11 protein-coding genes are annotated in these 12,701 nt (G+C 66.1%); 8 read left to right on the forward strand and 3 right to left on the reverse strand.

Annotated features, from left to right (window positions below; all coding sequences use genetic code 11):
* Nucleotides 1-19: 19 nt before the first annotated feature.
* Nucleotides 20-1,444: a chromosomal replication initiator protein DnaA gene (dnaA, locus tag J2W21_RS09125; RefSeq protein WP_307114185.1), complete on the reverse strand. Its 1,425-nt coding sequence runs from the start codon at nucleotides 1,442-1,444 to the stop codon at nucleotides 20-22.
* 601 nt (nucleotides 1,445-2,045) lie between these two features.
* Here dnaA and rpmH point away from each other — a divergent pair.
* From rpmH to J2W21_RS09165, 8 genes are all read left to right on the forward strand, one after another.
* The gene (rpmH, locus tag J2W21_RS09130; protein ID WP_074588526.1) at nucleotides 2,046-2,183 is read left to right on the forward strand and encodes a 50S ribosomal protein L34; all 138 of its coding nucleotides are present in this window, start codon (nucleotides 2,046-2,048) and stop codon (nucleotides 2,181-2,183) included.
* A gap of 49 nt (nucleotides 2,184-2,232) precedes the next feature.
* Nucleotides 2,233-2,634: a ribonuclease P protein component gene (rnpA, locus tag J2W21_RS09135; protein ID WP_307114186.1), complete on the forward strand. Its 402-nt coding sequence runs from the start codon at nucleotides 2,233-2,235 to the stop codon at nucleotides 2,632-2,634.
* The gene (gene yidD, locus J2W21_RS09140) at nucleotides 2,618-3,037 is read left to right on the forward strand and encodes a membrane protein insertion efficiency factor YidD (RefSeq protein ID WP_373423094.1); all 420 of its coding nucleotides are present in this window, start codon (nucleotides 2,618-2,620) and stop codon (nucleotides 3,035-3,037) included. Before rnpA ends, yidD begins: the two co-directional genes overlap by 17 nt.
* Nucleotides 3,038-3,058: 21 nt before the next feature.
* A complete protein-coding gene (gene yidC / locus J2W21_RS09145) occupies nucleotides 3,059-4,024 on the forward strand; it encodes a membrane protein insertase YidC (protein ID WP_307114187.1) in 966 nt (321 codons plus the stop codon).
* Nucleotides 4,021-4,560, forward strand: a complete 540-nt coding sequence (locus J2W21_RS09150) for a Jag family protein (RefSeq protein WP_307114188.1) — start codon at nucleotides 4,021-4,023, stop codon at nucleotides 4,558-4,560. Before yidC ends, J2W21_RS09150 begins: the two co-directional genes overlap by 4 nt.
* 4 nt (nucleotides 4,561-4,564) lie before the next feature.
* Nucleotides 4,565-5,242 (forward strand): 16S rRNA (guanine(527)-N(7))-methyltransferase RsmG, encoded by a 678-nt coding sequence (rsmG, locus tag J2W21_RS09155; RefSeq protein ID WP_307114189.1) that lies wholly within the window; start codon nucleotides 4,565-4,567, stop codon nucleotides 5,240-5,242.
* A gap of 196 nt (nucleotides 5,243-5,438) precedes the next feature.
* The gene (locus J2W21_RS09160) at nucleotides 5,439-6,356 is read left to right on the forward strand and encodes a ParA family protein (RefSeq protein WP_373423095.1); all 918 of its coding nucleotides are present in this window, start codon (nucleotides 5,439-5,441) and stop codon (nucleotides 6,354-6,356) included.
* Between the two features lie 79 nt (nucleotides 6,357-6,435).
* The gene (locus J2W21_RS09165) at nucleotides 6,436-7,599 is read left to right on the forward strand and encodes a ParB/RepB/Spo0J family partition protein (protein WP_307114190.1); all 1,164 of its coding nucleotides are present in this window, start codon (nucleotides 6,436-6,438) and stop codon (nucleotides 7,597-7,599) included.
* Nucleotides 7,600-11,283: 3,684 nt separating this feature from the next.
* Here the strand turns inward: J2W21_RS09165 and trxA are convergent.
* The gene (gene trxA / locus J2W21_RS09170; RefSeq protein ID WP_066501726.1) at nucleotides 11,284-11,613 is read right to left on the reverse strand and encodes a thioredoxin; all 330 of its coding nucleotides are present in this window, start codon (nucleotides 11,611-11,613) and stop codon (nucleotides 11,284-11,286) included.
* A gap of 27 nt (nucleotides 11,614-11,640) precedes the next feature.
* Nucleotides 11,641-12,615: a thioredoxin-disulfide reductase gene (gene trxB, locus J2W21_RS09175; protein ID WP_307114191.1), complete on the reverse strand. Its 975-nt coding sequence runs from the start codon at nucleotides 12,613-12,615 to the stop codon at nucleotides 11,641-11,643.
* Between the last annotated feature and the right edge of the window lie 86 nt (nucleotides 12,616-12,701).

Here is a 12,701-nt window from a genome sequence, read left to right on the forward strand (position 1 = left end):
GCGCGCGAGGCTCTGTTGGCTACAGGCCTCGCTGGGCCTGCTTGATCTTGTTCGTCAGCTCCGTCACCTGGTTGTAGATCGCGCGGCGCTCGGCCATCAGCTCGCGGATCTTGCGATCGGCGTGGATGACCGTGGTGTGGTCGCGGCCGCCCAGGACCTGCCCGATCTTCGGGAGCGACATGTCCGTCAGCTCGCGGCACAGGTACATCGCGATCTGGCGGGCCGTCACGAGCGTGCGGGTGCGGGACTTGCTGTTGAGCTCGTCGACCGTGAGCTTGAAGTAGGCCGCGGTCTCCGTCAGGATCTGCTCCGCCGTGATCTCGAGGGCGGACTCGTCGGTGATGAGGTCCTTGAGCACCATCTCGGCCAGGGCGACGTCGACGGGCTGCTTGTTCAGGCTCGCGAACGCTGTCACACGGATCAGGGCGCCCTCGAGCTCACGGATGTTCGCCGAGATGCGGGACGCGATGTACTCGAGCGCGTCGTCCGGCGCCGAGAGGCCCTCGCTGTTGGCCTTCTTGCGGAGGATCGCGATACGGGTCTCGAGGTCCGGCGGCTGGATGTCGGTCAGGAGGCCCCACTCGAAGCGGGACTTCATGCGGTCCTCGAACCCGTGCAGCGCCTTGGGGGGCTGGTCCGAGGTGATGACAACCTGCTTGTTGCTGTTGTGCAGGGCGTTGAACGTGTGGAAGAACTCCTCCATGGTCCCCGTGCGGCCGGCGAGGAACTGGATGTCGTCGATCAGGAGCAGGTCCACGTTGCGGTACGTGGTCTTGAAGCTCGTGCCCTCGTCGTCGCGGATGGAGTTGATGAAGTCGTTGGTGAACTCCTCGGAGTTCACGTACCGGACCCGGATGCCGTTGTAGAGGCGGCGGGCGTAGTGGCCGATCGCGTGCAGGAGGTGCGTCTTGCCGAGGCCGGAGTCGCCATAGATGAACAGCGGGTTGTACGCCTTGGCCGGCGCCTCCGCCACCGCGACCGCGGCCGCATGGGCGAAGCGGTTCGAAGCGCCGATCACGAACGTGTCGAACACGTACTTCGGGTTGAGGCGGCTGACCTCCTGGGACGTGCTCGGCGGCGTCGGTGCCGGCCGCAGCTCCTCGCGGATCGCCTCGCGCATCTCGGGACGCTGGACCGGCTCGAACGTCTCGGCCCGGACGGGGACGAGGTCGGTGTCGACGTCGATCGCGCACCGGATGTCCTCGGAGAAGACCGAACGGAGTGCGTCGTCGAGGGCAGACTTGACCTGCCCCTGCAGGACCTCGCGCGTGAGCTCGTTGGGAACGGCGACCAGGAGGGTGGAGCCGATCAGCCCCTGCGCCTGCGCCAGCGAGACGAAGCCGCGCTGGCGCGGCGAGACCCGGTCATCCTCCTCGAGGAGGCGCACCACGCGGCGCCACGAACTGCCAAGGGTGTTGGCTTCGTTGGCTTCCTCTGGTCCCATGTGCTCCTCTACCTGCCTGCTTCGCATCTCACGCCCTCGCTGCCCTCGCGTCCGTGACGCGACGATGACCGGGGGCGAACCGGACGCGGGCTGGGAGGTTTTTGTCCCCCCGTGGGTGCGCCCGCATCCTCTGAACCGCTTGTTTCATCCACAGGGATACCCACAGGCGTGGAGGAGGGCGCTCGAACAGACTAGATGATGGGACAACCCAGAAGATAGCTGGCATCGGCGGGCGGAGGAATTACACTGGTGAAGTTCTCGACGGGGGCCGTGCAGGGGCGCTGTCCACAGGCCTGTGAGTGGAGTTGGCCACAGCTGGGGACAACCTCGGCAAGAGGGGTCCTGGCTGCACGGGCGCAGCCGGTGATCGGCACGGCGAATTGACGCCGCCCCTTGCCGTGCCCTAACGTCGTTAAGTCCTTTGTGTCTGCCTACTTCTCCTGTCGCATGCCCTCGGCACGCCCCACGCACAGCCCCTCCTGGCGCTCGTGCTGCGGATGCCGGCATGAGGCGCGGCGGGGGCGGCAGGCCGTGAATACATAGCGTCCGCCAGCACTTCGACCCGTCCGGCAGACGCGCTCGATCTACTGGAGTGAGAGAAGTGAGCAAGCGGACTTTTCAGCCGAACAACCGCCGTCGTGCCAAGAAGCACGGCTTCCGTCTGCGGATGCGCACCCGCGCCGGCCGCGCCATCCTGGCTGCGCGCCGGTCCAAGGGCCGCGTTGAGCTCTCGGCCTGAGTCCTGACTCGGCCGGGTCGGATCGCGGGCACGCGCTGATGGCGGACTGATGCTCGCCGCGGCCCATCGCCTGCGCTCCGGCGCGGACTTTACGCATACCGTACGTTCCGGCGTCCGCCAAGGGCGCCGGAACGTCGTGCTGTATGCGGCCCCCAACGGCGAGCGTGCCAGCCGGTTCGGTTTCATCGTGTCCAAGGCCGTGGGGAACGCTGTCACCCGCAACCTCGTTAAACGGAGGCTGAGGGAGGCTGCCGCCTCGACGGTGCGTGCGCGCCCGGTGGGACTAGACGTCGTGGTCCGCGCACTCCCTGCCTCGTCGACGGCGAGCTGGGGCGACCTCAGCACGGACTACGAATCGGCGCTCGGCGCAGCCCTGCGCCGCCTCGAGCGGGGCACCGGCCCTGACGGGGCCGCCGGACGGGAGAGGACAGCGGATGGCAGCGGTGGCTGAGATGCCCGCCGGCGCGCGGCGACCGGCGGCCGTCAGGTGGGTGGCCTGCGTCGGCCGCTTCGTCTGGACCCTCCCTCAGCACGTGCTCATCCTGCTGCTGAAGGCCTACCGCGCCGTCGTCTCCCCGCTGTATGGGCAGGTGTGCCGGTTCTTCCCCTCCTGCTCGGCGTACGCCCTCGAGGCCGTCACCGTGCACGGCGCTGTGCGAGGATCGTATCTGGCGGTGTGCCGGCTGGCCCGATGCCATCCCTGGAACGCCGGGGGCATCGATCCCGTCCCCGAAGGCCATCGCCATTGGCCCGAGGACCGCATCCCGCGGATCGTCGTGCTGAACCACCCGGACCGCTTCTGGACCGACGGTGCTGGCCCCGCAGGGCCGCGCCCCAACGACACGAGTAACTGACATGAGGAACAGGGAAAACGCATGGACCCTCTAGGGACAATACTTCTGCCCTTCGAGTGGCTGGTCTCCTTCGTCATGGTGGCCTTCCACGAGGCCCTGTCCTTCATCGGCCTGCCTGCAGCGAGCGGCTGGACGTGGACGTTCTCCATCATCGGGCTCGTCCTGGTGATCCGCGGAGCGCTCATCCCGGTCTTCGTCAAGCAGATCAAGGCCCAGCGCGGCATGCAGCTGCTGCAGCCTGACCTCCAGAAGCTCCAGGCGAAGTACAAGGGCAAGACCGACCAGCTCTCCCGTCAGGCCATGGCCCAGGAGCAGATGGCGCTCTACAAGCAGCACGGGACCAACCCGTTCTCGGCCTGCCTCCCCATGCTGATCCAGATGCCGTTCTTCTTCGGGCTCTTCCGCGTGCTCTCGGGGATCAGCAACGCTCAGGCGAACAACACCGGCATCGGCGCGATGACCCACGACCAGGTCGAGCAGTTCCACAACTCGAGCATCCTGGGGGCGCCGCTCTCCGCCTCGCTGCTGCACGGCGGTGGCGGGGACGCCGTCGCCGTGGCCATTCTCTCCATCCTGATGATCGTGGCGATGACGGCCTCGCAGTTCATCACCCAGAAGCAGATCATGGCGAAGAACATGTCCGACGCGGCCATGGCCAGCCCGTTCATGCGCCAGCAGAAGATCCTGCTCTACATCCTCCCGCTCGTCTTCGGCATCGGCGGCATCAACTTCCCGATCGGCGTGCTGATCTACTGGACCATCTCCAACCTGTGGACCATGGGGCAGCAGTTCTACGTGATCCGCCGGATGCCCGCTCCCGGGTCGCCGGCCGCACGGGCCCTCAACGAGCGCAGGGCCGCAAAGGGCCTTGCCCCCATCGACGTCACCACGGGCAAGGTCATGCGGGCCGAGGACATGCCGCCTCCGCCGCAGCCCAAGACGCAGCGCCAGCAGCCGCAGCGGAAGAACAGGAAGAAGAAGTCATGACCTCCGAGAGCACTGCCGTGAACGTCCCCGAGGACCACGACGCCGAGGACGCCGCCTCCGAGACGCCGCTCAGCCGGCTCGAGGAGGAGGGCGACGTCGCCGCCGACTATCTCGAGGAGCTCCTCGACATCGCCGACATCGACGGCGACATCGACATCGAGGTGCGCAATGGGCGAACCTACCTCTCCGTCGTCGGCGACGACGAGGCCGAGGGCCTCGACACCCTCGTAGGTGCTGACGGCGAGGTCCTCGAGGCCCTCCAGGAGCTCACGCGCCTGTCCGTGCTCTCTGCCACGGGGAACCGCTCGCGGCTCGTCCTCGACATCAATGGGTACCGCGGCGAGCGGTCCGTGCGCCTCCAGGAGATCGCCGAGAAGGCAGTGGAGCGGGTCAAGGCCGGCGAGTCGACAGTCCACCTCGACCCCATGAGCTCCTACGAGCGCAAGATCGTGCACGACGCCGTGGCGGAGCTCGGGTTCGTCAGCGAATCCGAGGGCGAGGGCGCCGCCCGGCACATCGTCGTCTCGGCCGACTGACGCCGTGGCCGAGAAGTCGCCCGCTGAGGTCGCACTCGGCGGCGTACCCGAACTGACGGGAAGCGATCTGGCTGCTGCCGAGCACCTCTTCGGCGACCGCCTCGACCTCGCCCGCCGCTACGTGCGCCACCTCGCCACGTCCGGCCTCGAGCGCGGTCTCATCGGTCCGCGAGAGGTTCCGCGGCTGTGGAGCCGGCATGTCCTCAACTGTGCGGTCATCGAGTCCGAGTTCCCTGCCGGGGCTCGGGTTGCAGACGTGGGGAGCGGCGCCGGTCTGCCCGGCCTGTGTCTGGCGATCGCGCGGCCCGACCTGCACCTGACGCTCATCGAGCCGCTCGAGCGGCGTGTTCTGTGGCTCGAAGAGGTCATTGCCGATCTGGGCCTCACCAATGCCGCCGTGCTCAGGGGACGGGCCGAGCAGGTTGCCGGCGAGGTCGATGCTGACTTCGTCACCGCCCGTGCAGTGTCCGCGCTCGCGACACTAGTGCCCATGACGCTCCCGCTCCTGCGGGGATCCGGGACACTCGTGGCGATCAAGGGCCGCAGCGCGGCGGAAGAAGTGGAGAAGGCCGCCAAGGCCATCCGGAAGTTCAAAGGCCACTCCGTAGACGTGCACCCCGTGGGCGAGAGCCTGCTGGAGGAGCCGACGACCGTCGTGAGGATCGATGTCGGCGAGGCCTGAACTCCCGCGGGAGGACGGGTTGAGCCGTTAGTCTAGGGAGAGGCAATCGACGCGAATCGAGAGTGAGTTGACAGTGACCAGTGGCGAGACGTCGGCCCAGCGCATACCTCCCTTTTTGACGCTGGGGTCTGCGCGCGCCACGGCCGGCGGGACCACGGAAGCCGGTCCCCAGCCACCGTCGGTCCCGACCGAGCTCTTGGCTGCGCCGAAGGGCGATGCCCAGTCCTTCCTGCAGAACCTCGACGAGGGCAGCCCGATCGCGAGCCAGCTCGCGAGCGAGGCGCGGCGCCGCGAGAGACTCAGCGGACGCACGCTCCGCCGTCCCGAGCGGACCCGCGTCTTCACCGTGTCGAACCAGAAGGGCGGGGTCGGCAAGACCACGACGACCGTCAACATCGCTGCGGCCCTGGCCTCGGCGGGGATGCAGGTCCTCGTCATCGACATCGACCCTCAGGGCAACGCGTCGACAGCACTCGGCATCGAACACCATTCTGAAGTCGAGAGCATCTACGACGTCCTCATCAACGATGCCCCACTCAAAGACGTCGTCGCCCCGTGCCCGGACGTTCAGAACCTCGTCTGCGCGCCGGCGACGATCCACCTCGCGGGAGCCGAGATCGAGCTCGTCTCGCTGGTGGCCCGCGAGCAGCGCCTGCGCCGCGCCATCGACAACTATGCCGCGGAGCGCGAGAAGGCGGGGCTGGAGCGCCTCGACTACATCTTCATCGATTGCCCGCCGAGCCTCGGCCTGCTCACCGTCAACGCCTTCTGTGCGGCGACCGAAGTGCTGATTCCGATCCAGTGCGAGTACTACGCGCTCGAGGGATTGAGCCAGCTGCTCAAGAACATCGAGATGATTCAGAAGCACCTCAACGCCGAGCTGCGCGTCTCAACGATTCTCCTCACCATGTACGACGGCCGTACGAACCTCGCGGCCCAGGTGGCGGCGGAAGTGCGGGAGCACTTCCCCGATCAGGTCCTGGAGGCAGTGGTGCCGCGCTCTGTCCGGATCTCGGAAGCACCTAGCTACCAGCAGACGGTGCTGACGTACGATCCGACGTCGACGGGTGCACTGTCCTACCTCGAGGCCGCGGCCGAGATCGCGGAACGCTAGCTCGTTGGCGGGTCACCAGTCTCGCACCACCTGTGAACAGCCAGTGCCCGGGCGAACGGGCTCAAGGGAGGAAACCGCTATGAGCGAGAAGCGCCGAGGACTGGGCCGGGGCCTAGGAGCCCTCATCCCGAGCACGGCCCCGGCTAGCGGCTCGGCGACTCCGTCACGCCCTGTCGACCTGTTCTTCCCGGATAGCGGACGGCGGACCGGCCAGGAGCCGCAGGAGAAGGCGGAATCCCGCGCGCCAGAGGCGGAGGCAGCCGCCGAGGAGCATGCCGACAGCAGCGGAAGCCAAGCCGCTCTGAAGTCTTCGTCGTCTGCGGAGGCGAGCTCGGGCGCCGACTCGGCAGAGGCTGAGCAGCCGGTAGCCAAGGCGCCGCGCGGTCGGTCGAAGCGCGCGCAGGGCGAGGATGAACTTGACCTCGTTGAGGTCCCGGGAGCCCAGTTCGCTGAGGTCCCCGTGGAGGACATCCACCCCAATCGGAAGCAGCCTCGCACCGTCTTCGATGAAGAGGACATGGCCGAACTCGTGCACTCCGTGCGGGAGATCGGCATCCTCCAGCCCATCGTCGTACGGAAGTCAACCGAATCCGGTAGCGAAAGCTATGAACTTGTCATGGGTGAGCGCCGCTGGCGCGCTGCCAAGGCGGCTGGACTCACCGCGATTCCCGCGATCGTCCGCGACACCGGTGACGACGCACTGCTGCGCGATGCTCTGCTGGAGAACCTCCACCGGAGCCAGCTGAATCCTCTCGAAGAGGCCGCGGCCTACCAGCAGCTCCTCGAGGACTTCGGAACCACGCACGAAGAGCTTGCGGACCGTCTGGGCCGTTCGCGGCCGCAGGTGTCCAACACCATCCGGCTTCTGCGCCTTCCTCCGCTCGTGCAGCGGCGGGTTGCTGCGGGTGTACTGAGTGCTGGCCATGCCAGGGCGCTCCTCTCTCTGCCTGACGACGCGGCCATCGAGAGGATGGCCCAGAAGATCGTCGCCGAAGGATTGTCTGTGCGGGCCACCGAGGAGGCCGTCGCCCTGTATCAGGAGCCCCAAGAGGCGCGGCGCGCTTCGACTCGGAACAATGCGCGTCACGAGCGGCTCGACTTCCTCGCGTCGAGCCTGGCCGATCGCCTCGACACCAACGTCAAGATCACCCTCGGTGCGCGCAAGGGGAAGGTCAGCATCGAGTTCGCCTCGGTTGAAGACCTCAACCGCATCATGACCCTCATCAGCCCGGAAGAAGAGTAGTCTTTCATCGCTGAGATGCATTAGAGGGATGAGCTGGGGAAGGGGCCCGTTTCACGTGAAACGGGCCCCTTCCTCGTTCTGCAATGGCACCAACAGGCTGCGTTCGGAGGCCTTTGAACCGTGGGCGCGTGTGCCTGGGCTGAGGTGGCCTTCTCCGGGGAGAGTACCGAACGCACACCGACAGTGCCGGTACCGCCCGCGTGGGCTCGCGTGATGTTTGGCCCGATCACGTTGTTGACGGGTATCACCACCGCGACGGCGGGGCTTTCGTCCCGCTCTGCTCGCCATTAGCTCACGGCCCAAAGAGCAAACCGCGGTGCGGCAAAGGGATCCGCTGGCGCGATCCCTACTGGGCGGGGCGCATTGTCTGAATCCAAAGGCGAAATGGCCCCAACTAGGCGGTGTCGGCGCTGCTGCTGGGGCGGATTGTCGCTCGGCGCCGAGTCTCGATGGCTTGAGCGATGGACGTTGAGCTCGTCTCGTAAGCGTTGAAGCGAGTATCTTCTGTCAGCAGTGCGGGTCATGAGAAATCGATCGCAGCGCAAAGGGTGCGACAAGCCGCGCGTCGGCGATCAGCCGAGGGATCTCGTGGGATCGATAGAGTTTTTCTCCGGTATGGGCGGCCCCGCTGGATGCCTGCACGTGGCCACGAGCCATGCGCGTGCGCTCCACGCCGTGCGGGTGTGGATGCCGCGATATACGCTCAATGCCGGCCGCGGCAGGCCACCGCGCGACCTGGTGCAAGATCACGCCCCACAACTGCAAGAGCTCACTGACGGGCCGTCCCCATGACGCGGTCCGAGACGCGGAGCTCGACTGTTCTCTCTGGGGTCGTTTCACGTGAAACGCTCGGCTCCTCTGGTCCGCCCATCGCACCAGAGACTCACGTGAAGCTGCCGCGTCGACGTCTTTTAGGAGGCTGGCGCCATGACGCGGCTGGCTGGCTTGTGGCGGCCGGTCGACGTGGACGAGCCTAGGTTCGCACCGATAAGTCGCCACATTCGTCCGCCCAGGTCGGTCTACACGCCTGCGCGGCGATCATCGGGAGCCTCGACAGCTATCGGTGGACCGCGATGAGTGGCGGCTCCGTACGATGCCGATCTCTCGGGGCGCCCTGCTGGCAGCTACCAGGGCCGGCGAAGGCTCCCGACCCGTGGCTCCCGGCGGGGAAGCCTCGGCGGCATCTCATGAGCCCTGCCAGCGTCAAAGAGTGCTTTGGGGCGCGTCGCATGTCCCCAGTGCGCCTCCCGAGATTGACCGCCGCGACTGTCGAACACACTGTGTTTCACGTGAAACATGCTCGGTCTTTGGCCGTGCGTCCGGAGTCCGGTGGGTACATGAGATGTGCAGGCGCAGTGTTTGACCACGGTCTAGAGGCGACCCGTCCGACGATGCGGAAGAGGGAGCCTCGCTTCTCATCGGGCATAGCTGAAGCGGATTGGGGTCACACAGCCCGTGGACAGCGGGAACCGGGCTGGCGGCGGGTCGCTCCCTCGGCCTCCGGCGGTGGGCTGGAAAGAGTCGCCGATCTATACTCCAGCCGGCGTTTTCGCCACAAGGCAGGGACTGGAGCGGCGCGCGGCCCAGGGGCACACCGATCATCGAGCGAGGTTGGGCAGGGAACAAGCCAGGGCACGGTCCAGTACCTATTCGTGGCGCCCGGTTTAGCCGGCCTCTAGACAGGCTGCCAGACAGGCTGGCTGTGGATCGCTCACGCGCGTCGTGGCTTGCCGCAGTTGAGGCACGCGATCTACACGAGAATGTCCGAGTGCCGCGACAGCCCTGTGGATATCCCTGTGCGTGGCCGCGGCAGTTCCGATCGCGGCCTGTGGATAACACTGGGGATAAACTCTGTGGATTGCACCACTTCTCGGCACCTCCGTTGCTCACGAAAGAGGGCGCAGGCACCGGGATCCTCCGATGGGTGCCGACCACACTGGGTATCTCCGTGCCGGGAAGCGGCGGAGATGGCTGGTGCCGTACTCGCTCCGCTCGCCCTACAGCGACCGCGCAGTAAATGAGACGAGATCAGGACGAATATCGCGCCAAGATTGGCACCGCAGACGGCGCCGATGTCGCTTGACTTCCGCTTCTGCTCGCCCCGGGTACCTCGATAAGGGCCGCCACCCAGACCCGACGCTGCGGCTTCCGACCCAGCGTGCCTGTGGATTGCCGAAGCTGGCTGGACCGTGGGCAGCCAACTGTGGATAGCGGCTGTGGATAACGCTGTGGAGAACGACCAGTCAGTCAGCCTGTGGTGTGGATAACTGTCGAGGCTTGCGCACGACCTCGCGGTGAGCGGCCCCTAGGCAAGGGCAAGGGCGTGATGAAGTTTCACGTGAAACCTCCTGGGCGGTTCGTTCTGTCAGTGCGAAGTGCGCGTCAACAGGCCCGTCCTTTTGGTGCCATGCCCTCTCCATCGCGAATCAGCGGACCCCCCTGGCACCGTGGACACCCTTCGTGAGCGAAGCACCAGCGCAGGAACACCCCTCGCACCAGCCGGCAAATGAGGGCTGCCGAGCAGGCGGGCTGCGAACGAAGGCGCTGCATGATGGCCCGCGCGGGTGGTGTAGGGCAGGTCCTGCCGCAGACCGGGCTGCGACCGGTATCCTCGTCGTCTTGCCCGCCTCATCGTTGTCCTGGAGTGTCACGATAGATTCTCGATCGGAAGGCCGCCGTGTCGGCGGCAGCACGGCGCCGTGGGCAGGAGCTGACCGGTGGCCTGTGGGGCCTAGACCCAATGGATCGCTCCAAGAGGTCACGCTGTCGAGTACACCCAGTCGATCTATTGCGTTCCATGGCCTCATGATGGCGTCGACAGGGCAGCTTCTGTGCCTGTCTGCCGAGGGCAATCCTGGGGGCCACAGCCGGGAGCTCCGCCGAGCGGTTCCCCCGTCCACGGTCGAGACGCAGCGACGTACTCCTTTGTGCGATGTAGACCAGGGGGATAGCGGCAGCCACTCGTGGAAATTGCCTCGCGGCCGCTGGTTCCGCCGCAGCTCGTGGCAGGGGTAGTGAGGGAACAGGGTAACGCATCTTTGAGCATCCGAATCGTGCGCGGATCCATTACGCACAGAACCACGATGGGCATCATTGGCGTGGCTCAAAGGGGCGTCGTCGCTTGGCCAGCGGGCGGTCTCGGCTCAACTTTGCGGTTCTGAACGCTGCCAGCTGGCTCTAATGCGCGCGTGCAGCGGGGTGGGAGGTGATCCAATACAGCGCGAACCGGCAGGGCATGTTTCACGTGAAACAACGCGCCCGGCGCGCAGCGGCACTGCGATCCTGCCCGCGCCCTAGCGTACATAGGTCGTCGTACCAGCTGCCCGATGTGGAAGTGCGAGTGAGTAGAGCGTACCCGGTAGCCTTCTGTCCGCTGAGCGATCCCGGTTTGCGAGCGCAGAGACGAGACAGCATGCATGCCCAGCATGCTTTGCCCTCGCGACCGTGCCGGGGGACAGAGATGGAGCCCTATGCGTAGCTACCGGCGCCGGAAGACTTTCCCCTTTCGTGCTGATTCCCCTCCTGCGGCTGTGCAGGCCTCGCGGGAAAAGTGTGGCGTCGTGGTCCGGAGCTGTTTCACGTGAAACGTCGACCGCCGTGGCGTACTTTCGCATTCTTGGGGGCATAGGAAAAGGGGAGGACGCGTCTACCACGTCCTCCCCTTGAGCCAGGGTCGCGAGAGAGCTACTTCGCGAGAACCTCGTTCCACTCCTTCTCGAAGTACTGCTTCGGCCGCGCGCCGATGACGGTGCCCGTGACCTTGCCCTTCTCGAAGAGGTACACGGCAGGAATCGACGTGATCCCGTACTCCGCAGCGATGTTCGGGTTGTTGTCGACATCGACCTTCACGACATCCACCTTGTCGGCGTACTCGACCGAGATGTCGTCGAGGATGGGGCCGAGCTTGCGGCACGGCCCGCACCATTCAGCCCAGAAGTCCACAATCACAGGCTTCTCGGACATGAGGACCTTGTCAGTGAACTCGGCGTCGGTGACGTTCTTGGCGTTGCTCATCTCTTCTGATCCGATCTCTAGGGGGTCTCAGGACTGGGCTGCGAGGGAACGGGCCTCGACGTCGGCCAGATAGTGCTCGACGTCGAGCGCGGCGACGCAACCCGAACCGGCTGCGGTGATCGCCTGGCGGTACGTCGGGTCGACAACATCGCCGGCGGCGAAGACGCCCGGGATGCTGGTCTTGGAGGACCTTCCCTCGACCGCAATAGTGCCCTCGGGAGTGAGTTCGAGGACGTCCTTGACCAGGCTCGTCCGCGGATCGTTTCCGATGGCCACAAACACGCCGGTCACTGCAATCTCGGACTCAGTGCCGTCCACGGTGCTGCGCAGGCGCAGGCCGGTCACCTTGTCGCCGCCAACCACGTCGGCGACCTCGGAGTTCCATACAAAGGTGATCTTCTCGTGCGCCAGAGCGCGGTCGGCCATGATCTTGGACGCGCGCAGGCTATCGCGACGATGCACGACAGTGACGGAGCGGGCGAACTTCGTGAGGAACAGCGCCTCCTCCATGGCGGAGTCACCGCCGCCGATCACGGCGATGTCCTGGTCCTTGAAGAAGAAGCCGTCGCAGGTGGCGCACCAGCTGACCCCATGGCCGGACAGGCGCTTCTCGTTCGGGAGGCCGAGCTCGCGGTACGCGGAGCCGGTCGCGATGATGACGGTGCGGGCCCTGTAGCTCTCACCGCTGGCCAGGGTCACGGTCTTGACCTCGCCCTGGAGATCGAGCGACTCGACGTCTTCGAATTCGATCTGGGCACCGAACTTCGAGGCCTGCTGCTCGAACTTGTCCATCAGCTCAGGACCCTGCACCCCCTCGGGAAAGCCGGGGAAGTTCTCCACCTCGGTGGTGTTCATGAGCTCGCCGCCTGCGGTCACCGAACCGGCGAAGATCAACGGATTCAGGTTGGCTCGCGCGGTGTAGATGCCGGCGGTGTACCCCGCGGGACCAGAACCGACGACGATGACGTCGCGGATCTCTGCGCTCGTCTCTGCAGTGCTCACGGAGTGCGTACCTCTTCCTTGGCAAACAACGGTTGGCGTCAGCATCCACAACACGCCGATGGATATCGATATTCCGGGACGCTGTC

It is taken from the genome of Sinomonas atrocyanea, from assembly GCF_030811715.1.
GTDB lineage: Bacteria > Actinomycetota > Actinomycetes > Actinomycetales > Micrococcaceae > Sinomonas > Sinomonas atrocyanea_A.

Excerpts from the sequence above, each read along its gene's own strand:
- dnaA (WP_307114185.1), bottom strand. The coding sequence starts at position 1,444 with ATGGGACCAGAGGAAGCCAACGAAGCCAACACCCTTGGCAGTTCGTGG.
- rnpA (WP_307114186.1), top strand. The coding sequence starts at position 2,233 with ATGCTCGCCGCGGCCCATCGCCTGCGCTCCGGCGCGGACTTTACGCAT.
- yidD (WP_373423094.1), top strand. The coding sequence starts at position 2,618 with ATGGCAGCGGTGGCTGAGATGCCCGCCGGCGCGCGGCGACCGGCGGCC.
- yidC (WP_307114187.1), top strand. The coding sequence starts at position 3,059 with ATGGACCCTCTAGGGACAATACTTCTGCCCTTCGAGTGGCTGGTCTCC.
- J2W21_RS09150 (WP_307114188.1), top strand. The coding sequence starts at position 4,021 with ATGACCTCCGAGAGCACTGCCGTGAACGTCCCCGAGGACCACGACGCC.
- J2W21_RS09165 (WP_307114190.1), top strand. The coding sequence starts at position 6,436 with ATGAGCGAGAAGCGCCGAGGACTGGGCCGGGGCCTAGGAGCCCTCATC.
- trxA (WP_066501726.1), bottom strand. The coding sequence starts at position 11,613 with ATGAGCAACGCCAAGAACGTCACCGACGCCGAGTTCACTGACAAGGTC.